General features: G+C 60.9%; 9 protein-coding genes. 4 read left to right on the top strand and 5 right to left on the bottom strand.

Annotated elements, in window-relative coordinates; translation table 11 throughout:
• Window positions 1–321 precede the first annotated feature (321 nt).
• Complete coding sequence (ubiG, locus tag JK232_RS15160) at window positions 322–1,062, bottom strand: bifunctional 2-polyprenyl-6-hydroxyphenol methylase/3-demethylubiquinol 3-O-methyltransferase UbiG (RefSeq protein WP_072930482.1); 741 nt, start codon at window positions 1,060–1,062, stop codon at window positions 322–324.
• 220 nt (window positions 1,063–1,282) lie between these two features.
• Here ubiG and gyrA point away from each other — a divergent pair, with 220 nt between their 5' ends.
• Together gyrA and rcsC are read left to right on the top strand one after the other, a co-directional pair.
• Entirely contained in the window at window positions 1,283–3,934 is a 2,652-nt protein-coding gene (gene gyrA / locus JK232_RS15155; protein WP_072930480.1) for a DNA topoisomerase (ATP-hydrolyzing) subunit A, read from the top strand.
• Between the two features lie 145 nt (window positions 3,935–4,079).
• The gene (gene rcsC / locus JK232_RS15150; protein WP_072930478.1) at window positions 4,080–7,016 is read left to right on the top strand and encodes a two-component system sensor histidine kinase RcsC; all 2,937 of its coding nucleotides are present in this window, start codon (window positions 4,080–4,082) and stop codon (window positions 7,014–7,016) included.
• Between the two features lie 75 nt (window positions 7,017–7,091).
• On the opposite strand, the gene rcsB is transcribed toward rcsC, so the two are convergent.
• The 4 genes from rcsB to JK232_RS15130 all read right to left on the bottom strand — a co-directional run bounded on the left by rcsB (window position 7,092) and on the right by JK232_RS15130 (window position 12,132).
• A complete protein-coding gene (gene rcsB, locus JK232_RS15145; RefSeq protein WP_072930476.1) occupies window positions 7,092–7,742 on the bottom strand; it encodes a response regulator transcription factor RcsB in 651 nt (216 codons plus the stop codon).
• Window positions 7,735–10,428, bottom strand: a complete 2,694-nt coding sequence (gene rcsD, locus JK232_RS15140; RefSeq protein WP_072930474.1) for a phosphotransferase RcsD — start codon at window positions 10,426–10,428, stop codon at window positions 7,735–7,737. The genes rcsB and rcsD overlap by 8 nt, the downstream gene beginning before the upstream one ends.
• 22 nt (window positions 10,429–10,450) lie before the next feature.
• Window positions 10,451–11,602, bottom strand: a complete 1,152-nt coding sequence (locus tag JK232_RS15135) for an MFS transporter (RefSeq protein WP_101854257.1) — start codon at window positions 11,600–11,602, stop codon at window positions 10,451–10,453.
• Window positions 11,603–11,673: 71 nt separating this feature from the next.
• Window positions 11,674–12,132: a DUF4186 domain-containing protein gene (locus tag JK232_RS15130; protein WP_101857558.1), complete on the bottom strand. Its 459-nt coding sequence runs from the start codon at window positions 12,130–12,132 to the stop codon at window positions 11,674–11,676.
• Window positions 12,133–12,598: 466 nt separating this feature from the next.
• Between JK232_RS15130 and JK232_RS15125 the strand changes: the two genes are divergently transcribed.
• Both JK232_RS15125 and JK232_RS15120 read left to right on the top strand, forming a co-directional pair.
• Window positions 12,599–19,099: an Ig-like domain-containing protein gene (locus JK232_RS15125; RefSeq protein WP_212589360.1), complete on the top strand. Its 6,501-nt coding sequence runs from the start codon at window positions 12,599–12,601 to the stop codon at window positions 19,097–19,099.
• A 447-nt stretch (window positions 19,100–19,546) separates the two neighbouring features.
• Window positions 19,547–24,217, top strand: coding sequence for an Ig-like domain-containing protein (locus tag JK232_RS15120; protein WP_212589359.1), 4,671 nt, complete (start codon window positions 19,547–19,549; stop codon window positions 24,215–24,217).
• The last annotated feature ends 77 nt before the right edge of the window (window positions 24,218–24,294 follow it).

The raw sequence follows: 24,294 nt of genomic DNA, 5'->3' as shown, positions 1-24,294 counted from the left end.
AACCACGGGAGATTGTGGATAACTTGGGGGTTAAAATGTGAAGCAACGGTGAAACGCCCAGCAGCGCTGGTGTGGCTGCGCTGTCAATATCTTCTATAGGAAATTCTTATATTTTTTCAAAACTTGATCGACTGCTGATTTATTAAACGTTAGAAAAAATCGCTATATTGATGTGGTTTACTATTCTAAAAACGCGTATTTCTGCAACGGCGCGTGCCAAATGCCTAAAAATAAAGATTTATTCGGTAATGCCGCCCGCCGGGCTGCGGTAATTCCTAAAAAAGCGCTGGCGGTACGGCATGAAATATGGCAGAGCGCCGGTTAGACCGGGGCCGGGTACTGGGTGTGCACCATGTAGTTGACGTCCACATTCGGTGCCAGCTTGAAGTGGTTGGTCAGCGGGTTGTAATGCAGCCCGATGATGTGGCGCTCCACCAGCGGCGTATGGTCTACCCAGTGCAGTAGCTCAGACGGCTTGATGAACTTTTTGATGTCGTGCGTGCCTTTCGGCACCATCTTCAGCACATATTCCGCGCCGACAATCGCCATCAGCCAGGCTTTGTTGTTGCGGTTCAGGGTGGAGAAGAAGACATGGCCGCCCGGTTTCACCAGCTTCGCGCAGGCGATCACCACCGAGGCCGGGTCCGGCACGTGCTCCAGCATCTCCATACAGGTCACCACGTCATACTGCTGCGGGTTGGCTTCGGCGTGCGCCTCGACCGTCTCCTGCACGTAATTGAGCGTGACGCCCGCTTCCAGCGCATGCAGGCGCGCCACCTGTAACGGCTCGGCACCCATGTCCAGCCCGGTGACGTCCGCGCCCTCGCGCGCCATGCTTTCCGCCAGGATGCCGCCGCCGCAGCCGACATCCAGCACTTTCTTGCCGAAAATGCCGTCAGCGCGGGTGATGATGTAATTCAGGCGCAGCGGGTTGATGCGGTGCAGCGGCTTGAATTCCCCTTCCAGATCCCACCAGCGTGAGGCCACGGCCTCAAATTTGGCGATCTCGTTCTGGTCAACGTTTTGTGGCGCAGCGGCCTGTGCAGACAGATGTTCATTCATCGGCTTTATCACTCCTTAAACCTCAATATTCCGGATTATACATATTACTGCGGCGCGGCGGCAGATTTGTGGCGCGCCCCCTGCACCGGAAAGGCATGAAAACCGGGGCATAATGGTGCCTTTGTTTCCCACGAATGGGCGGTTTGTGGTATAGTTTTACACCTTTGCCTATCCACAGGCAGCGGGCAGATGAACCATTCAGTAGAGGGATAGCAGCTCCATGAGCGACCTTGCCAGAGAAATCACACCGGTCAACATCGAAGAAGAGCTCAAGAGCTCGTATCTGGATTACGCCATGTCCGTTATCGTCGGGCGTGCGCTTCCGGATGTGCGCGATGGGTTGAAACCGGTGCACCGCCGCGTACTGTACGCAATGAATGTTCTGGGTAACGACTGGAATAAAGCCTATAAGAAATCGGCCCGTGTGGTCGGTGACGTCATCGGTAAATACCACCCGCATGGCGACACTGCGGTCTATGACACCATCGTCCGTATGGCGCAGCCGTTCTCGCTGCGCTACATGCTGGTTGACGGCCAGGGCAACTTCGGCTCGATCGACGGCGACTCCGCCGCGGCAATGCGTTACACCGAAGTGCGCATGTCGAAGATTGCCCATGAATTGCTGGCGGATCTCGAAAAAGAGACGGTCGACTTCGTCCCGAACTATGACGGCACCGAGCAGATCCCGGCCGTGATGCCGACCAAAATCCCGAACCTGCTGGTTAACGGCTCGTCCGGGATCGCCGTGGGCATGGCCACCAACATCCCGCCGCACAACCTGGCGGAAGTGATCAACGGCTGCCTGGCCTACATTGACGATGAGAACATCAGCGTTGAAGGGCTGATGGAACACATCCCGGGGCCGGATTTCCCGACCGCCGCGATCATCAATGGCCGCCGCGGCATTGAAGAGGCGTACCGCACCGGGCGCGGTAAAATCTATATCCGCGCGCGCGCGGAAGTGGAAGCGGACGCCAAAACCGGCCGCGAAACCATTATCGTTCACGAGATCCCGTATCAGGTGAACAAAGCGCGGCTGATCGAAAAAATCGCCGAGCTGGTGAAAGAGAAGCGCGTCGAGGGCATCAGCGCCCTGCGTGATGAGTCCGACAAAGACGGCATGCGCATCGTCATCGAGATCAAACGTGACGCCGTCGGGGAAGTGGTGCTGAACAACCTCTACTCCCTGACCCAGTTGCAGGTGTCGTTCGGCATCAACATGGTGGCACTGCACCAGGGGCAGCCGAAGATCCTCGGCCTCAAGGACATCCTGTCCGCCTTTGTGCGCCACCGCCGTGAAGTGGTGACGCGCCGTACCATCTTTGAACTGCGCAAAGCGCGTGACCGCGCCCACATCCTGGAAGCGCTGGCGATTGCGCTGGCCAACATCGACCCGATCATTGAACTGATCCGCCAGGCACCGTCGCCGGCCGAGGCGAAAGCCGCGCTGGTGGCCCACCCATGGTCGCTGGGCAACGTCGCGGAGATGCTCTCCCGTGCCGGTGACAACGCGGCCCGCCCGGAGTGGCTGGAGCCGGAGTTCGGCATCCGTGACGGCAAATACTTCCTGACCGAGCAGCAAGCCCAGGCGATTCTGGACCTGCGCCTGCAAAAACTCACCGGTCTGGAGCATGAGAAGCTGCTGGATGAGTACAAAGAGCTGCTCAACCAGATCGCTGAACTGATCTTTATCCTGGAAAACCCTGACCGGCTGATGGAAGTCATCCGTGAAGAGCTGATTGCGATAAGAGAGCAGTACAACGACGCGCGCCGTACCGAAATCACCGCCAACACGGCGGACATCAACATCGAAGACCTGATCAACCAGGAAGATGTGGTCGTGACGCTGTCGCACCAGGGCTATGTGAAGTACCAGCCGCTGACCGACTATGAAGCCCAGCGCCGCGGCGGGAAAGGCAAATCCGCCGCCCGTATCAAGGAAGAGGACTTCATCGACCGGTTGCTGGTGGCGAACACCCACGACACCATCCTCTGCTTCTCCAGCCGGGGCCGTCTCTACTGGATGAAGGTTTACCAGTTGCCGGAAGCCAGCCGCGGCGCACGTGGCCGGCCGATCGTCAACCTGCTGCCGCTGGAGCCGAACGAACGCATCACCGCGATCCTGCCGGTGCGGGAGTACGAAGAGGGGCGTTACGTCTTTATGGCGACCGCCAGCGGCACGGTGAAGAAAACCGAGCTGACCGAGTTCAGCCGTCCGCGCAGTGCGGGCATCATCGCGGTGAACCTGAACGAGGGCGACGAGCTGATTGGCGTTGACCTGACCGACGGCAGCAACGAAGTGATGCTGTTCTCCGCCGCCGGGAAAGTGGTGCGCTTCAACGAGAGCGCCGTACGTAAAATGGGCCGTACGGCGGCCGGTGTGCGCGGCATCCGGCTGGCGGAAACCGACAGCGTGGTGTCACTGATTGTGCCGCGCGGCGAGGGGGATATCCTCACCGTCACGCAGAACGGTTTCGGCAAGCGTACCGCTGCCGCCGAGTACCCGACCAAATCCCGTGCCACGCAGGGCGTGATCTCCATCAAGGTCAGCGAGCGTAACGGGCCGGTGGTTGGCGCGGTGCAGGTGGATACCAGCGACCAGATCATGATGATCACCGATGCCGGCACGCTGGTGCGTACCCGCGTCTCCGAAGTCAGCATCGTGGGCCGTAACACCCAGGGCGTCACATTGATCCGCACCGCGGAAGATGAAAATGTGGTTGGCCTGCAACGTGTGGCGGAACCGGTGGAAGACGAGGAGCTGGACGGCGTGGTCGCCGTGGAAGGCGAACTGCCGGTCGACGAGGGTGAGCCGGACGAGGCAGAACCCGACGACGCCGATGACGTGGAAGACGAGGGTGACGACGCCTGATGGCGTGACGACACCGGGCGGCGGAGCCTCTCCCCGCCCATGCATCTTGAAGCCAGCCTGCGGGCTGGCTTTTTTATGGCGGATCGGTAGTGTATTCTGTTCGCTGCCTGCCCTGATTAGCCTGACACATTAAGATGGTATCCGATTGAAATATCTGGCTTCGTTCCGCACAACGCTGAAAATTTCCCGTTACTTGTTCCGGGTGCTGGCCATTATGCTCTGGTCGCTGGGCGCGTTGCTGACTACCTTTTACATCCTGAATATCTTCCACGAAAAAGAGTCGCAAATCCGCCAGGAGTATTACCTCAACTACGATCAGGCCCAGAGTTACTTCCGCCATTCGGCGGACATCATGCGCGATATCCGCTATATGGCGGAGAACCGCCTCAGCGGCGCGGTCAACGGCCTCGACATCCTGAACGGGGTATTTGCCGGGAAAACCAACCAGCCGCGCATCTACCCGCTGTTCAGTGATTCCGACTGTGCCCAGCTCAACGGTGACTACCGCAACTCGCTCCAGTCGCTGAGCAACACCGTGCACTACTGGAAAGATAATTTCTCCGCCGCCTATGACCTGAACCGGGTGTTCTTCATCGGCGGCGACAGCCTCTGCATGGCCGATTTCAACATCAACAACACCACGCGGCCCATCGACCACGAAAATGTGCTGAAATCGCTGCATGAGCGCATCCTGAAATTCCGCAACGCCAAGAACAAAGAGAAAGACAACAACCTTTACTGGGTCAGCCCCGGCCCGCGCGCCGACGTCGGCTACCTCTATGTGCTGGCACCGATCTACGTGGGCAACAAACTCGAGGCGCTGATCGGTATCGAGCAGATCCTGCGGCTGGAAGATTTCTCCAGCCCGAGCGCCCTGCCGATTGGCGTCACGCTGCTGGGGCCGTCCAACGAGCCGCTGCTGCGCTTCAGCGAAGGGGAGCGCTACATCTCGATGCTGGGCCGCTACCCGGACGCCGCCAGTTACTTTGGCTACGTGAACGGGTATAACGACCTGATCATGAAAAAGAGCCTGCAACCGTCGACGCTCAGCATTGTCTACTCGCTGCCGGTGCGCACCCTGCTGGACCGCTTTAAAATCCTGATCCTCAACGCCTTCCTGCTGAACATCTTCTCGGCGATCCTGCTGTTCACGCTGGCGTGGCTGTTTGAGCGCAAAATGTTCTTCCCGGCGGAAGAGAACGCCTTCCGGCTGGAGGAGAACGAGCAGTTCAACCACAAAATTGTGGCGTCGGCACCGGTCGGCATCTCTATTTTGCGCATCAGTGACGGCGTGAACATCCTCAGTAATGAGCTGGCGCATAACTATATCAACATGCTGACCCACGAGGATCGCCAGCGCATCACGCGCATCATCTGCGATCAGCAGGTTAACTTTGTGGATGTGATCACCAGCAATAACAACAACCTGCAACTGAGCTTTGTGCATTCGCGCTACCGCAACGAGGATGTGGCGATCTGCGTGCTGGTGGACGTCAGCGCGCGCGTGAAGATGGAAGAGTCGTTGCAGGAGATGGCCAACGCCGCCGAGCAGGCGAGCCAGTCGAAATCGATGTTCCTGGCCACCGTCAGCCATGAGCTGCGCACGCCGCTGTACGGCATCATCGGCAACCTGGATCTGTTGCAGACCAAAGGGCTGCCGGAAGGCGTTGACCGGCTGGTCACGGCGATGAACAACTCCTCCGGCCTGCTGCTGAAAATCATCAGCGACATCCTCGACTTCTCGAAGATTGAGTCTGAACAGCTGAAGATTGAGCCGCGCGAGTTCTCCTGCCGGGAAGTGATTACCCACATCGCCGGCAACTATTTGCCGCTGGTGGTGAAAAAGCGCCTGGGCCTCTACTGCTTTATCGAGCACGATGTGCCGGAGTTCCTCTCCGGTGACCCGGTGCGGTTACAGCAGGTGCTCTCCAACATCCTCAATAACGCGATCAAATTCACCGATACCGGCTGCATCGTGCTGCATGCCTGCACGCGGGATAACTACCTGGAGTTCCGCGTGCGGGATACCGGCGTCGGTATCCCGGCGAAAGAGATCCCGCGGCTGTTTGACCCGTTCTTCCAGGTCGGCACCGGCGTGCAGCGCCACTTTCAGGGCACCGGGCTGGGGCTGGCGATCTGTGAGAAGCTGATCAACCTGATGGATGGTGACATCGGCGTGGAGTCGGAGCCGGGGCTGGGCAGCCTGTTCACCGTGCGCCTGCCGATGTACGACGCCAAATTCGCCACGCCGCCGGACGGCACCTTGTGGCAGGGGAAACGCATTATCCTGTCTGTGCGCAATGCGCGGCTGGAGGACTACCTGGAGCCGATGCTGAAACAGCACGGGGCGGACGTGGTGCGCTACCAGCCGGGCATGATCACCTATGAAAGTGACATCCTGCTTGCTGACTATGCGCTGAACCATCCGCTGTCATTGCTGGCGCAGATTGAGTTTTCCCTGGAGCACATCGGCCCGCCGGTGGAGACGCGCCCAGGCTACTGGCTGCACAGCACCTCGACCCCGCTGGAGCTGACCAGCCTGTTCAACCGCCTCTACCAGCTGGACGAGGGCAACGCGCGCGCGATGCTGCAACTGCCGGTGGTCAACACCGAAGCGCAGCAGGCGAACCATGAAATCCAGTTGCTGGTGGTGGATGACCACCCGATCAACCGCCGCCTGCTGGCCGACCAGCTCGGCTCGCTCGGTTACCAGATCCTGACCGCCAACGACGGGCTGGACGCGCTGGAGGTGATGCGCTGCAACACCATTGATATTGTGCTGACGGACGTCAACATGCCGAAAATGGACGGCTACCGCCTGACGCAGCGCCTGCGGCAGATGGACTACATCCGGCCGGTGATCGGCGTCACCGCCAACGCGCTGGCGGAAGAGAAGCAGCGCTGTATTGAGGCTGGCATGGACAACTGCCTCTCCAAACCGGTGACCCTCGACACCCTGCGCACCACGCTTGCGTACTACAGCGCGCGTACCCGCCAGATCCGCCAGGCTGAACAGCGCGCCCGCGAACGCGCCGAACGCGAAGCCGCTGACGCAGAGCAGGGTGGTGACGTCCCGGCGTGATGCCGCCTGCCACCGCGATCAACGCACCATAAAAAAAGCGCCCATTGGGCGCTTTTTGTTTTTCTGACGCGGTTATCAGCCGCGATCCACCGGGGTGGTGCTGACGGAAGAGAGGTAGTTGAGCAGGGCGATGTCGTTGTCCACGCCCAGCTTCATCATCGCCGACTTCTTCTGGCTGCTGATGGTTTTGATGCTGCGGTTCAGCTTTTTGGCGATCTCAGTCACCAGGAAGCCTTCGGCGAACAGGCGCAGCACTTCGCTCTCCTTCGGTGACAGGCGCTTGTCGCCGTAACCGTTGGCACTGATCTTCTCCAGCAGCTTGGAGACGCTCTCCGGCGTGAACTTCTTGCCTTTTTGCAGGGCGGCCAGCGCTTTCGGCAGATCGGTCGGCGCACCCTGTTTCAGCACAATGCCTTCGATGTCCAGATCCAGCACGGCGCTCAGGATCGCCGGGTTGTTGTTCATGGTCAGTACAATGATCGCCAGTTGCGGGTAGTGGCGTTTGATGTACTTGATTAGCGTAATGCCGTCGCCGTACTTCTCGCCCGGCATCGAGAGATCGGTGACCAGTACGTTGGCGTCCAGTTTCGCCAGATTGTTAATCAGCGCGGTGGAGTCCTCAAACTCCCCAACCACATTCACCCACTCTATCTGTTCCAGTGACTTTTTGATGCCAAACAGAACAATAGGGTGGTCATCGGCAATAATTACGTTCAGGTTATTCATGGTTTTGGCTACCTTGCTGTAGCAGTCTGCTGACAAAATGATCAATCTGACTGATGTTATTCTCGATTTTCAGCATATCGGTTTCAACAATATGCTGTTCTAACGTTTCACATAATACTTTGCCGGGGGTCAGATTCAACATGGCAAAAACCCCCTTCAGGCGATGTGCAGTCTGAGAAAGTGCTGTGAAATCATGTTGCTGGCTTTCGCTATGCAGTTTTTCCAGGTCCTCCGGGACGGTCTCGGTGAACAGCGCGTAGTAATCGCTGGCCTCAAGCTGCGCCCGGTAATCCTGGGTGTCGTCGCCCAGGGTGCTCTCTGGGGCCGGGCTGTCAACGGTGGCCGCCATCTGTTGCTCGATCAGCACCAGAATGGCATCAATGACAGCGCTGCTGATATTATAATTCACGCGAATATAATCCCGCTGCAACTGTTGGAAGCCCGCCTCGTCGCTGGAGAGCAACAAAGTGTAGCGATCACAGTGATGGGGATTATCTGTCAACATGACATCATAATCACGACTAATCTGTCTATCCTCTGCGGTAATACAGTTTGCACCGTATCCGGCCAGCAGCCGGGTGACGATTGAGCGCACCTCTTCCGAGGTCACATCCAGCAATACCGTCACGTCATCCAACAGTTTTTCGCTCTCTTCCTCGTCACGCGGTTCGATCCCCAGCAGGATGCGCACGGTATAACGCGTGCCGATATCCGCCTTGCTGCGGATCTCCAGCTGGCCGTTCAGCTTCTTGCACAACTGGTTGCACAGGAAGAAGGTGAGGCCGGAACCGTGGTTGAAGCGGTCGATCAGCGTCTGGCTGAGGAACGGGTAGTTCAGGTTACGGATCTCCTCTTTGGAGATGCCGCTGCCGGTGTCGGTGATGTGGAAAATCAGTTGCTCAGGCTGTTGCGGCTCACTCTCCACAATCAGCGAGATCTTGCCGAACGCGGTAGTGACGATCGCGTAGTCCAGCAGCAGCGACAGCACTTTCTTCAGCGCCTGTACGTCGCCGATGTAGTTCTGCGTCGCATCAAGCTGGAAGTGGTTGAACAGCGACAGCCCTTTGCGGTTCAGTGCCGGCAGCGTCTCCAGCAGCAGTTCATCCACCATCCCGGAGAGGGAGAACTGGTGGCGGGACGGCTGCCAGTCCTGGGTTTCCAGCCGGGTCAGCAGGGTGATGTTGTCAATCAGCGTCAGCACCGACTGCGACTCATACGCCAGGTCATCCAGCAGCGGCTGCCGCTCGTTGTCCGGGGCTTCCTGGAGGGCGGTGGAGAGCGCATGGATGGTGTTGAGCGGCTGGTTCAGCTCGATCCCCAGGTTATGCAGCATCAGTTTGCGTGCCTGGAGGTTCTTCTCATATTCGCGCCGCGCCTGTTGCAGCTTCTTGTTGACCATCACCTCTTTGTCCTGGTCATGCAGCAGGAACAGGTAGGTTTCCGGCGCAAACTTGCTGCGCAACATGCGGATCTCATACACCTCATTGTTCACCGTGGCCTGAATGGTGCCGTGGTGCTGCTCCGCCATCGCGGCGATCTTTTGCAGGCTGAGGTGCGGCAGCAGGTGGTCGGCAATCTTATTGCTGGCGACCACACTGTTGCTGCCGAAGTTATACACCAGCAGCCCGGTCGGCAGGCTGGAGACAATCTCCTGGTTCAGCGCCTGCTGGGCGCGCAGTTGCGCCGCCATGTTCTCACTCGGGCGGATAAACTGATGGCGGATAAAGTAGATGCCGCTCATCGCCATCCCCAGCAGCGCCAGGTTAATCAGCAGCAGCCAGCTGTTATTGTGCAGCATATCCAGCGCCAGGCCCGGCAGGGGAACGCGGTATACCACCTCTAACGGCGCGTTGGCGAGCGGCGTGGAGAAATCAAGCCACCAGCCGGTGCGCGTCACCTGCGTGTTGCTGCCGTTATTGTCGGCCTCACCTTCGCCGGCCGGTGCCGTGGGTTCGCGCAACTGGAAATTGGCGCGCGCCAGGTTGGCCGGCAGCAGGTCGTTCACCGGCAGGTCAAAGGCGATCACCGTCGCCAGATGGCCGGGGTTATTAAAGGTGGTGCGCAGCGAGAAGAACATGTCATTGCTGAAGCGGGATTTGCGCAGGGTCGAGAAGCTCTCGCGCTCATCCAGCGTATTGGCCTGTTGCAGCATCTCATTGCGGCGTGCGTCGGCGGAGGTGGTGAGGTAATTCTCCTTGAAGCGCGACGTCAGCTCCTGCAACGGCTGGGTGGTGACCATGATCAGGCTGTTATCCTGCCCGTTCAGGTAGTACATGGTGTAGGTCTGCGGCTTGCCGCCCCACTGCATGTCGAGGTAGTTCGACACCTGCAGGGTCAAATCCAGGGTGGCGCTCTCATGGTTGCCGAAAATCACCGCGTCGGTTTTGCGGTGCGGTTTCTGCACATAGAACACGTCCGGCCGCAGGCGGATCTCCTGCGCCGGTGTCGCGCTCTCCCCTTGCGGGCTGCCGGTATAGTTGTCGTAAATCTGGTAGGTGTTATAGCGGTAAATATCGATCCGCTGCTGCATCCGGCCGGCGATGTTCTCCAGCACGTGCTTTTTATCGTTCAGATACGCCGTGGTGTAGTTATACCCATATATCCCAATCCCGGTGGTGAGCAACAGGATAAACACCAGAAAAAACCGGGTGATATTGGTAGACGTCAATGACAAATACTTTTGCATAAAAGTGAATAGGGATCCTTGATTACCGCGTCACGAATCTGGCGCTGGCAGTGACTACCAGCATCAGGGCGGCCACGCAGGCAAAGGCCACCGACAAATTACTCAATTGGGCAATAAAACCAATCAGCGCCGGCCCGGCCAGAATACCGGCGTAGCCCAGCGTCGTGACTGAGGCGATCGCCAGGTTGGCGGGCATCGCCGTCTGGTTACCGGCGGCGCTGAACATAATCGGCACCAGGTTAGCCGCCCCGATGCCCACCAGCACAAACCCGGCCAGCGCGCTCACCAGGCCCGGCACCAGGATCGCCAGCAGCAGCCCGGCCACGGCGCACAGGCTGCCGGACAGCAGCACACGGAAGCGGCCGAGCGCCTGCACAATGCGGTCACCGTTCAGCCGCCCCAGGGTCATCGCCACCGAAAAAGCGGCATAGCCGATGCCGGCATGTTCCGGTGCCACGCCGCGTGAGCCGATCAAAAACAGCGCGCCCCAGTCCAGCATCGCGCCTTCCAGCAGGAACATCACAAAACAGAGGAAACCGAGGAACACCACCCAGCCGCGCGGCAGCACCAGCAGCGGCCCCGACTGTGGCTCATGTTGCGGCCAGAGGTGGCGGCGCGCCGGGGCCATCAGCAGCACGGTGACCGCCACCACCGCCAGGGCAGCCCACAGCGGCGAGCGCGTCAGCCACAGCAGCGCACTCACGCCCAGCGCACCGGCAATGCTGCCGATGCTGAAAAAGCCGTGGAACCCGGACATCATCGCCCGCCCGCTGGCTTTCTCCACCAGCACCGCATGGATATTCATCGACACATCGAGCATCCCGATCGCCGCCCCGAACAACAGCAGCGCCAGCGCCATCCCGGCCTGGCTCTCCATCACCGCCAGCAGCGGCAGGTCCAGGCAGATGAGCGCGGCCGCCAGCATAATTACCCAGCGGCACCCCAGGCGGCCGGTCAATACGCCGGTCAGCGGCATCCCCAGCATGGAGCCGGCCCCGATGCAGAGCAGCAGCAGGCCGAGTGACGCGTCGTTAATCGCCAGCCGCGCTTTCACAAACGGCACCAGCGGCGCCCAGGCGGACATCCCGAACCCGGCGACAAAAAACGTCACACGGGTGGCGATCTGTTGCGCAATGCCCGGCGCAGGTTGCCCGGCGCAGTAGTCAGTGGTCATGGCGATACGAATTCCCTGTTTCAGACCTGTTATGTGAAGGATACCGTTTTTAGCGTATCTGGTAAAACCAGTTAACGTTCCCGGCCGCCGGGCGGCAGCAGTTCCAGTTGTTGCGGCGCTGCCGGGGCAGGGGCGGGGGCCGGTGCCGTGGGCGCACGGCGTTGCAGCCACAGCGCGATCATCTCCACACTATACGCCTGTTGCGCCGGGGACAGCGGCACGCCGCGCGGGATCCCGTGCCATTTCTCCAGGCAGCCGCGGCAACAGGTGGCGGTGGCGTGCTGGGCAACAAACACCGGGTGGCCGCGCATCGGCGTCTGTTTGCCGTCATTGGCCGGGTGGGCCGCCGCCAGCCGCCGGGCAATGAATTCCCGGGCATGGGCCAGCACCTGCGGCAGGCCTTTGGCGTGCAGGTAAGCGGCATCGTGGGTATTCAGCCGGAAGCGGGCGCGAAACGGTGAGGTTTGCAGCCGCTGCCAGCACTGTTCAGTGGGTTTCACATTGACCTCGCGGGCGGGCAAGCGCGTCATGTTAGCAGAAAGTAACAGGGTATAACGTGGCATTTTTCCGAAAGTGAACCCGTGGCCCCCGCCGGAGAGACCGGGGCGCACGAGGTTTTTGGCAGGCGGTGAAAAATAGCGCCCGGCAACCTGCCGGCACCCCCTTTTAAGTTGTGAAAATTTGTGTCTACACTGTGCGCCTTAAATCAAATTTCGCGCCATTTTTCTAATGTGTCATTCTGCTTATTAATAATAAGCGGAAGGGTGGCTTAATACGCCTTTCCCTTTCCGCTAAGGCGATGTCGTTTTTTTAAAAATAGAAAAAAAGTTTATTCATTTCGCTTTTATTTCATTTTTATTTAGCGTTGCCGCACCAGTTCAGAAAGCGTAGCTATGTGATGTTGAAGTGATTTTATGATCACCATGCCCGTTACCCATGAATAATGGGGAAAACGGCATGGACATTATTTACAGCTTATTGAATAAGAGGCAATCCATGACGACCGCAACTCTTTTTTCCCGGCAGACCGGCAACCTTATTTCCCAGATTATTGATGCCAGTCAGGTTATTTCACTGACAGAGCCCAGCGTGATTACCATTAATAACGCCCGCGACTGGGCCACCGGTTATTCCCGCAGCGGTGACGACCTGTCGCTGGCGACCCAAGACGGCACCACCCTGCAATACCGTCACTTCTTCGCGGCCGGCAGCGCCGGTACCCTGGTATTTGATGACGGCAGCGGCCCGGCCACGCAGGCGGTGTTCAGCCATGATGCCGGCAGCAGCAGCCTGACGCCGGTGTTTAAGGCGTACCACGCGCCGGTTGAGGCCGCCGGCGCCGCGCGCAGCACCCAGGCGAGCGCCGCCGACATTAACGCCGTGGCTGATGTTGATGCGGCCGATACACCCACGATTACCATCAATACCTTTGCCGGTGACAACATCATCAACTACGCCGAAGGGCAGGTCGAGCAGGTGTTGAGCGGCACCACCACCGGCATTGAGGCCGGGCAGTCGCTGACGGTCGCCTTCAACAGCATAGTTTCCTTCTGGACGGAGGTGCAGGCCGACGGCAGCTGGCAGCTGACGCTTAACGCCGCGTCGATGTACGACCTGTTGCGCTACGGCTCCACCGAGATCACCGCGGAAAGCGCCAATGCGGCCGGGGAGGAAGCCACCGTCAGCGTGCCGTTCCAGGTGCTCAGCGACTGGCCCTCCGTGACCCTGAACGCCTTTGCCGGGGATAACGTCATCAGCGGCCCGGAAGATCAGGCGACCCAGATCCTGAGCGGCAGCACCAGCCGGGTAGAAGCCGGGCAGACGGTCACCCTGACGCTGAACGGCAACACCTACACCGCCACCGTGGATGCAGACGGCTACTGGCGCACCAGCGTGCCCGCCGCAGACGTGGCCGCGCTGCCGGACGGCGCGCAGCTGGTCGCCACCGTCACCAATGCGCTCGGCCGGGAAGCCGGGGACAGCGCCACCCTGACGGTCAACAGCAGCCTGCCGTCCCTGACCGTTGACCCGTTTGCCACCGACAATGTGCTGAGTGATGCCGAGGCGCAAAGCGCCCAGACGCTGAGCGGCACCACCACCGGCGTGGAGGCGGGGCAGGCCGTCACGGTCACACTGAACGAAATAACCTACAGCACCACCGTCGCGGCGGACGGCAGTTTCTCCCTTTCCGTGCCGTCTGCTGACCTGCTGGCGCTCTACAGCGGCCAGACCACGATCGCGGCCCGCGCCGCCAACCTGGCCGGGCAGGAGACCCAGGGCAGCGAGATCCTGACCGTGGACTTCGCCACCGCGCGGCTGGTGGTCGACCCGGTCGCGGGGGATAACTACATCAATGCCAGTGAATCCAGCTACCTGGTGCTGAGCGGCACAACGGTGGATGTACCGGCCGGGTCGTGGGTCGTCATCACCTTCAATGACCGCATCTTCCGCGCCGAAGTCGAAGCGGACGGCAGTTGGAGCACCTACGTCAGTGACCTGGTGGTGAACAGTTTCCCCGACGGCCAGTACCCCATCACCTTCAGCGCGCCGGGCAGTGCGCCGGTGACGCTGGATGTCGGGCTGTACATTGATAACCAGGCGCAGCTCAACGTGCAGATCGATACCCTGTTCGGTGACGACGTGCTGACCCCCGGTGAAACCTTGCAGGATCAGGTACTGACCGGCACCACCGGTATCACCGGCGCGGGCCAGACAATCAGCGCCGAGCTGGAAGGGGTCACCCACACCGGCAGCGTGGACAACGACGGCAACTGGACGATCACCGTGCCCGCCGCCGCCTTGCAGGCGCTGCAAAACCCTAATGGTTATGTGTATGTGCAGGCCGCGGATCTGGCCGGGAACAGCATCGCCGTGGGCAGGTCATTTGAGCTGGTCTTCAGCCCCGCCACCCTGACCATTGACCCGATCACCGGCGATAATATCCTGACAGCGGCCGAAACCGCGACGCCCCTGACAGTAAGCGGCGTGTCGTACCGGGTGCCGGAGGGCGTAACGATTACCGTAACGCTGAACGGCAAGGAGTACACCACCACCGCACCGGGTAATGACACCTGGAGCGTGCAGGTTCCGGCGGCCGATCTGGCGGGGCTGACGGACGGTGTCTACACCGTGACCGCCGGCACCATCAACATTGACCTCGAACCGGTCACCACCCAACAGGATCTGACGGTGGATCTTGCTCCCGCCCCGGCCTTCAGCGTAGACCCGGTCACCGGTGACGATATCCTCTACGTCGATGAAACCTCCGGTGAGATTGTGATAACAGGCCGTGCGCCGGTCAGCGCCGTGGGCGGGTCCGTCACCGTCACCGCATTTGACGACCCGGCTTACCGCTACACCGGCACCGTCGCGGCAGACGGCACCTGGCAGGTTACCGTGCCGGAATATAATTTCGGCGGCACATCGAATGGCGTCTATACGCTGGTGGCGGAACTCACCGCACCGGACGGCACCGTCACCACCACCACCCACGACATCACCATTAACGTGTGGCCCTTCAGCGGTGACTTCTACTTTGATGACTTTACCGGCGACAGCACATTGACGGCGGAAGAGCGCACGCAGGATCAGCTCTTCAGCGGCACCTTCGCGAGCGAGGAGAACGATGTCAGCGGGTTGGGGATCACCGTCTACATGCATGACAACGACGGCCAGACCTTTGCCTATACCGGCACCACGGACGGCAACGGCCGCTGGTCAGTCACCATTCCGGCCGCCGACCTGCAACAACTGAGCGAGGGCTGGAGTTACATGACGGCCACCGCCACAGACGCCGCAGGCAACGGTGCCTCCAGCTCCCGCGAAGCAGACTTCGCCGTATTGCCGGCAACCGGCGGCACCATCACCGTTAACCCGATCGCCGGGGACAATGTGCTGACGGCGGATGAAATCAGCGATGGGCTGACGATCAGCGGCAGCAGCACCTATATGGGGGAGCGGTATACGCAGATCGAGGTCGAGATAAACGGGACGCTCCGCATTTATGCCGATTATGAGTCCGACTGGTCAGTGACCTTCAGCCGGGAGTTTATCGCCACCCTGCCGGACGGCCCGCTGACAGTGACCGCCTCCGGGTATGACCTCAGCGGGAACCGGGTGACCACCACCGCCACCCTGGAGGTGAACCTGAGCGATGTGTCAACGCTGACCCTTGACCCGGTCACCGGCGACGATGTGATCTATGCCGATGAGGCGGACGGCGAGATTGTGATCACCGGCCGCGCGCCGTTAAGCACCCAGGGTGGCACCGTCACGGTCACTGCCTTTGACGACCCGGCTTATCGCTACACCGCGACGGTGGAGGAGGGCGGCACCTGGCAGGTCACCGTGCCGGCCGGGGCCTTCAGCGGCCGGGCCAACGGTGTCTATACGCTGGTGGCCGAACTCACCGCGCCGGACGGCACCGTCACCACCCTTAACCATGACGTCACCAGCAACCAGCTGCCGTTCAGCGGCGGTTTTGCGTTCTACGTTTTTGCCGGGGATGATGTGCTGAACGCCGAGGAACAGGCGCAGGATCAAATCCTGGAGGGGGAAGTCTTCAGCGACGACGGCGGTAATGTCGCGGGGCTGGCGGTGACTATCCAGATGACCACATTCGACGGCCAGCAATTCACCTACACCACCACCACCGGCGAGAATGGGTATTGGCAGGTGACCCTGCCGTCGTCTGATTTGGAGCAATTACGCAACGGCTGGGTAAACCTGGTCGGCACGGTGGCTGACGGCGCAGGCAATACCCTCAGCAATGAAAGCCAGTTCACGGTGCTGGCAGGCATCGGCTCCCTCACCATTGACCCGATCGCCGGGGATAACGTGCTGACTGTGGATGAGATTGGTAACGGGCTGGTGGTCAGCGGCAGCGGCGAATTCCTGGATATGCCGCTCTCCCTTGAGGTGACGATTAACGGCGTCTCCCAGGGGTTCTCTGATTACAGTTCTGACTGGTCAGTGACCTTTACCCCGCAACAGCTGGCCGGCTTCCCGGATGGCCCGCTGACCGTCACGGTCACGGCTTACGATATTGAATTCAACCTGATTACCGCGACCTCGACGTTGACGGTGGATCTGGGCGACCTGCAACCGCTGACCTTCAACCCCTTCGGCGGGGATGACAACTACCTGGATGAAGATGAGCTGGAGAGTGACCAGCTGCTCAGCGGCCAGGCGGGCAACCTCGCGGCAGGCAGTATCATCACGCTGACGCTGGGCAGCTTTACCTACCAGGCCGAGGTGCAGGCGGACCACAGCTGGAGCGTGCTGATCCCGTCTGCGGATCTGCAAACCCTGCCCAATGACGCCACCACCGACATCAGCGCCACGGTCACCGATGCTGACGGCAACCTGCTGGCGGCGGGCAGCCATACCTTCCTGCTCTACCGCACGCCGGGCGAGCTCAACATCGACACCCTGGCGGGGAACGGCATCCTGACGGCCGATGAGGCCACCGTGCCATTGGTTATCAGCGGCACCATCACCAACGGCCGGGTGGGCGCGGCAGTGACGGTGGACCTGAACGGCCACCTCTACCAGACCACGGTCACGGCCTCTGACGGCAGCTGGCAAGTGTCGGTGCCGGTGGAGGATCTGGCGCAGCTGGGCAACACCGAGTACTGGGTCTCGGCGACCTCCACCGATCTCAGCGGCAATCAGATAAACGGCCTGAACCTGCTGGTGGTCGATCTTTACGTGCCGGTGATCACCCTCGACCCGATCGCCGGGGATAACATCATCAACGCCGCCGAAGCGGCGGCGGGGGTGGTGCTCAGCGGCCAGAGTTCGGAAGCGGGCGGGGTGGTCAGCGTACAGCTCAACGGCGTGACTTATGAGGCCGGGGTTGATGAAGAGGGCAGCTGGCAGCTGGCCCTGCCGAACAGTGCCCTCGCCGGGCTGGAAGATGGCCGCTATACCCTGACCCTCAGCCAGACCGGTTTCAACGGCCAGACCACCACCGTCACGGAGTCGCTGCTGCTGGACGCCGACCCGGCCAACCGGCCGGTGTTGCGCATCCACACCATCTCCCACGATAACGTGCTCAACGGCGCGGAGCTTCAGAGCGACCAGATTATCACCGGCAGCTCGGAGAACGTGGAGAGCGGGCAGACGTTGAGCCTGAAAATCGGCGGCGTGACCTACACCACCCAGGTGCAGCCGGGCGGCGGCTGGTCGCTGATTGTCCCGGCGGAAGACCTGGCGGCGCTGGGTGACGGTGGCGAGACGCTGCGCGCCGGCGTCACCGATGCCTCCGGCAACCGCGCCACCGCCAGCCGTAACCTCACCATTAAAAGCGACCGTGACGGCCTGAGCATCGACCCGGTCACCGGCGACAACCTGATTAACGCTGCCGATGCAGAGGGCGCGATTACCCTGACCGGCCACACCGACGGCGTGCGGCATGGCGCCACGGTACGGCTGACGCTCAACGGTGAGCACTACACCGCCAAAGTCGGCAAAGACGGCAGCTGGTCGGCTAAGGTCCCGGCCGCCGATGTGGCGGCGCTGGAAGAGGGCAGCGCCACGCTCACCGCCTGCGTGAAAAGCGCCTGCGGCCAGATGTTGTATGCCAAAGCGGTGCTGACGGTGGACACCCGTGCGCCGGAGCTGACGTTGACCGCAGTCACCGGTGACAACCTCATCAGCCTTCAGGAGGCGCAGGCGGGCTTTGCGCTGACCGGCAGCGCCGGGATAGCGGCGGCCGGGCTGCTGGTGCTGGTAGTGCTCAACGGCGTGGAGTACCACGGCACAGTGCAGGCGGGCGGTGACTGGACGGTTGCCATCCCGGCCGGGACGCTGGCTGACCAACCGGCCGGGGATTACCCGCTGACGGTAAGCCTCACCGACACCGCAGGCAACCTCACCTCGTTGACCAGTGTCGTGACGCTGGAAGCCGCGCCGGACGCGGACGCCACAGAGACCGCCGCCCTGACGGTCACCAGCCAGACGGTGGCGGAGAGCGTTGACAGCACCCTGACCAGCGCGCTGGCGGTACCGGACACCTCAACTGACACGGCAGACGGCACCTACGCCATCGGCGGCCAGACGCTGACCTTGACGGAAAGCGGTGGCGAAGCCCTCGGCGGCAGCGGCGATGACACCATCCTGCTCAACACCCTGGACTTCCTGCACATCGACGGCGGCAGCGGCACCGACACGCTGCTGCTGGCGGGCAGCGACCAGCACCTCGACCTCACCGCGCTCGGGCTGAAGATTGAGAACATCGACATCTTCGACCTCGGCAACGGCAGCAACAGCCTGACGCTGGGGCTGCATGAGGCCGAAACGGTGCGGGATACGCCGGAAGAGAACCTGTTTATCCGCGGGCAAGACGGCAGCCAGCTGACGTTAGCGGGCGATAACACCTGGGAAACCAGTGGCCAGCGCGAAGTCGGCGGCCTGCTGTTTGATGTCTACCACGCCACCGGGCTGGAGAGTGCGGATCTGCTGGTACAGCAGGGCATTCTGGTGCAACAGGGGTAATTAAAAGAGGCGCCGGGGAATCCGGCGCCTTATTTGCCGGATATAGCCGGTTTTAAAAACGAGGCGTCTCTGGCCTTTTTCTTAAAAAGCGATTTTTTTATTCCTGATAGATTAAGAAATGATATTCAGATACCAACAGAAGAAAATATAAATAACCCGGTTTACCCTATTTTCCTGTTATTTTTCGGTTACACTGGGCACCTGACAATAGACCCTGAATCAATACGTTAATCCGCCCCAGTGGTGGATAAGCGCCCATCAGGGCAGGCTGTTATTTTAGTCGCGTGATTAATTAACCTTTTTATTCTTTTTTTGCCTTGCTGCACCAGCCTGGAAAGCGTAACGCCATGATCGTTGAGTCTTTATGGAATCGCCATGCGGTTTATTTCCATTCACCGGAATATACCGCAGGGCAATTATTCAGGATTATTAAACAAGAGGCAGTATATGACTACCACGCGTTCCTCCCGCTCTACCGGCAACCTTATTTCCTCTGCGTCCGATGAAAACGCCCTGAGTGCGCTGGCCGTGCAGGCAACCGCCGCCACCACTGACGTGCAGGCTGCTGTGACCCCGTCAATTACCGTTGACCCCTTTGCCGGAGACAATATCCTTACACCGTTTGAAGGCGATTTTATTCAAACCCGCGTCCTGAGCGGCACCACCACCGGCATTGCGGCCGGAAGTATAGTCACCCTCCGGCTCAGTAACTTTGTGGATATGGTCTCAGCCACGGTAGAGGCGGACGGCAGCTGGCGCACGGAACTTACGTCTTCAGAAATGGATACCCTGCTCAGGCAGGGGGCCGGCCCTGCGATTGAGGTGTCTGCCAGAACGGAAACAGGGGACGAGATCAGCGTCAGCGTGCCGATGACGTCCGACCGCGCCTGGCCCTCCTTGCTTGTGTATGCGTTTGCCGGTGACAACACCCTCAGCGGCCCGGAAGGCCAGGCCACCCAGATCCTGAGCGGCAGAACCCACCATGTGGAAGCGGGGCAGACGGTCACCCTGACGCTTAACGGCCACACCTACACCGCGATCGTGGGGGAGGACGGTTATTGGCAAACCACCGTCCCGGCGGCCGAGGTGGCTGCGTTACCTGACGGCGCAAAGATTATCGCTACCGTCAGCAACCTGGCCGGGCAGGAGGCGGGTTACACCAGCAAGTTGACGGTGGACAGCAGCCAGCCCTCTCTGTCCATTAATCCCTTTGCCACTGACCATGTGCTGAGTGATGCCGAAGCGCTGCGGCCGCAGATCCTGAGCGGCACCACCACCGGCATTGAGGCGGGACAGGTAGTCACCCTTACCCTGGATTATAAAACCTACAGCGCCACCGTCGCGGCAGACGGCAGCTTCGCCACCACGGTGCCGGCCGCCGATCTGCTGCAACTCTATAACGGCCAGACAGAGATTACCGCCAGCGCCGCTAACCTGGCCGGGCAGACCACCCACGGCAGTGAAATCCTGACGGTGGCTTATACCTCAAACAGGCTGACGGTAAACCCCATCGCCGGGGATAACTATGTCAACGTCGGTGAAGCAAATTTTCTGGTTATCAGCGGAACGGCACCCTCTCTTCCCGCCGGGTCGAGAGTCAGGGTTGAGTTTGCCGATAACAAGTTTGAAGGCGTAGTACAGCGAAATGGGGAATGGAGTATCGACGTTGATTATTATAAATTTTTCCGCCTTCCTGACGGCCAGTATAATTTCACCATTTCCGCACCGGGCAGCGCGCCGGTCACCCGGGAAGTGGGGCTCTATTTAAATCGCGAAAACTATTGGGTGAAGTCAGAGATCCCCTTTGGCGATGGCGTGCTGACGCCCGCAGAAGCAGCGCAGGGCCAGGTATTAACCGGCACTGCCTCAAAAGGCATGCTGCGGGTGGAGGTCAGCATTGGTAATGGGACATATCAGGGTACCGTGGACGCAGAAGGCCACTGGCGCGTGACCCTCACCCCGGAGGGATTGCAGGAGCTGATTGCCCATTGGGGAACCCAGGCAGGGCTCACGGTGGAAGCCTTTGATGTGGCCGAGAACCGTACCACGACGACCCATTCCGTCGACATCGTACCCGGTGAGATCAACCTGACCCTGAATCCGGTGACCGGGGATAATATCATCACGGCCGCGGAAGCGGCGGCAGGCATCACGCTCAGCGGCAGCGCCGACCCGGCTGCGGCGTGGCTGACGGTGACGGTGACGCTCAACGGCGTGGCCCATACCACTACCATCAACGAAGACGGCAGCTGGTCGGTGCCGATCCCCACGGTGGAGCTGATCAACTTACCGGATGGCATCGTCACCGCGACGGCCAGCGTGCCGGGTACGACCCCAGCCACACTCGACGTGAACGTAACGATTCAGGCCAGCCCCACGCCGGCATTTGACCTGCCGTTTGGTGACGGCGTATTGACGGCAGAGGAGGCGGCCACCGACCAGTTGCTCACCGGCACCACCGGCGTCTCCGGCAGCGGGCAGTCAGTGACCCTGACGCTGAACGGCAAAACCTATGCCGCTGCCGTCGATAATGACGGCCACTGGCAGGCCACGCTCCCGGCGGTGGATTTGCAGGCGCTGCCGGAGGGTGCTGCGGCGCTGTCAGTGCTGGCCACCGATGCGGCCGGTAACAGCGGCAGCGCGGCCACCACTGCCCAGGTGGATTTGGTTTTCGCCCCCATCAGCATCAACCCAGTGGCCGGTGACAACCTGATCAACTATGCGGAAGGCAAGGCGGGGATCACCCTGAGCGGTATGACGGACGGGTTGCCGGCCGGTACCGGGCTTACCCTGACTATACTCCAGCACCCGAGCGACGGCGGCATCCGGTATTATCACACCACCACCCGCGAAGACGGCAGCTGGTCGTATAAGATCTCGAGTGACGAGCTCTACGGATACTGGAATCGGGTGGACCAACAGACGCTGACGGTGAAAGCGCCGGACGGGCGGAGTGCCAGCATACAGATTGGCATGCATTACGACTCCGCCACGGCCCAGCTTGATACGCCGTTTGGCAACGAGGTGCTCAACGCGGAGAAGGCCGCCGTTGACCAGCTGCTCACCGGCACCACCGGCCTGCGCGGGCCGGGGCAGACGGCGACCGTCACGATGGAAGGCATCACCTACAACGGGACGGTTGATGAAGAGGGGAACTGGCAGCTGATCCTGCCGTCCTCTGCGTTGCAGGCGCTGGCCGGTAAAGATTTCACCACGCTTATCGTTACCGTGAGTGACATTGCCGGTAACACTGCGACCGAGGACCGGTATTTCGTCACCGTTGACCTGGTTGCGCCGACCCTGACGCTGGAGCCGGTCGCCGGGGATAACGTGATCACCTTCGCCGAGGCGGAAAAGGATATCACCCTCAGCGGCACCTCCTCCGAACCCTATGCGACAGTGACGATAACACTCGGTGGCCTGACCCTCACCACCGAGGCCGGGAGTAACGGCATCTGGCAGATCACCATCCCGGCGCATACCCTCAGCGGCCGCGACGGCAGCTTCCCGGATGGCACCTATCAGTTGGTGCTCACGGCAAACGACGACCACGGCAACACCACCACCACCACCCAGGATCTGCGCCTGGAGGTGGAATCCACCGTCCGCCCGGTGCTGCGCATCCATAACATCTCCGGGGATAACCTGATCAATGGCGCGGAACTCCAGAGCGACCAGGTCATCACCGGCAGCTCAGAGAACGTGGAGAGCGGGCAGACGCTGAGCCTGAAAATCGGCAGCGTGACCTACACCACCCAGGTACAGCCGGGCGGCGGCTGGTCGCTGATTGTCCCGGCCGCCGATCTGGCGGCGCTGGGCGATGGCGGGTTGACGCTGCGCGCCAGCGTCATGGACGCGGCCGGCCACCGCGCCACCGCCAGCCGCAACCTCAACATCAAAAGTGACCGTGACGGCCTGAGCATCGACCCGGTCACCGGCGACAACCTGATCAACGGTGACGAAGCGGGCGGCGCGATCATCCTGACCGGCCACACCGACGGCGTGCAGCATGGGGCGACAGTACAACTGACGCTGAACAGCAAACACTACACCGCCACCGTGGGGGAAGACGGCAACTGGTCGGCGATACTCCCGGCGGCCGATGTGGCAGCACTGAAAGCGGGCAGCGCCACGCTGACCGCCTGCGTGAAAAGCGCCGGCGGCCAGATGCTCTACGCCAAAGCGGTATTGACGGTGGACACCACCGCCCCTGAACTGGCATTTAACCCAGCTACCGGCGACAACCGGATAAGCCAGCAGGAGGTGCAGGCGGGCTTCTCCCTGACCGGCAGCGCCGGGATGGCCGCCGCCGGGCTGCTGGTGCTGGTGGTGCTTAACGGCGTGGAGTATCACGGTAAGGTGCAGGCGAGCGGTGACTGGTCGGTGGCGATCCCGCCTGAGGCACTGGCCGACCAACCGGCCGGTGACTACCCGCTGACGGTGAGCCTCACGGACGTGGCCGGGAACCTGACCACGGTGACCAGTGCGATCACGCTGGACGCGGCACCGGATACCGATAGCGCCGAACAGCTTTCCGCCCTGACGGTCACCAGCCAGGCGGTGGCGGCAGATAACGCCGACAGCACCCTGACCAGCGCGCTGGTCACGCCGGAGGCGGCCGCTGCGGAGACCCCGGCCGGGCACGGCACCTACACCATCGGCGGGCAGACGCTGACCCTGACGGAACCGGGCGGTGAAGCCCTCGGCGGCAGCGGCAATGACACCATTGTGTTGCACACCCTGGACTTCCTGCACATCGACGGCGGCAGCGGCACCGACACGCTGTTGCTGGCGGGCAGCGACCAGCATCTGGACCTCACCGCGCTCGGGCTGAAGATAGAGAACATCGATATCTTTGACCTCGGTAACGGCCACAACAGTCTGACGCTGGGCCTGCACGAGGCCGAAACGGTGCGGGATACGCCGGAAGAGAACCTGTTTATCCGCGGGACGGACGGCAGCCAGCTTGTGCTCACCGGCGATAACACCTGGGAGACACACGGCCAGCGTGAGGTCGGCGGCCTGACATTTGACGTTTACCACGCCACCGGGCTGGAAAACGCCGATGCGCTGGGCGACCTGCTGGTGCAGCACGGTATTCAGGTGCAGCAGGTGTAACCCAAAACAGCCTGTTATTTATATCAGGGGCCGCTATTGTGGCCCTTTTTTATTGCCGCTTCGCTGTTTATTCTTTT

Origin of the sequence: Nissabacter archeti, assembly GCF_018257325.1 — a bacterium.
GTDB classification, from domain to species: domain Bacteria; phylum Pseudomonadota; class Gammaproteobacteria; order Enterobacterales; family Enterobacteriaceae; genus Chimaeribacter; species Chimaeribacter arupi.
Note: the sequence above shows the minus strand (reverse complement) of the source record. Positions and strands in the feature narration are given on the sequence as shown.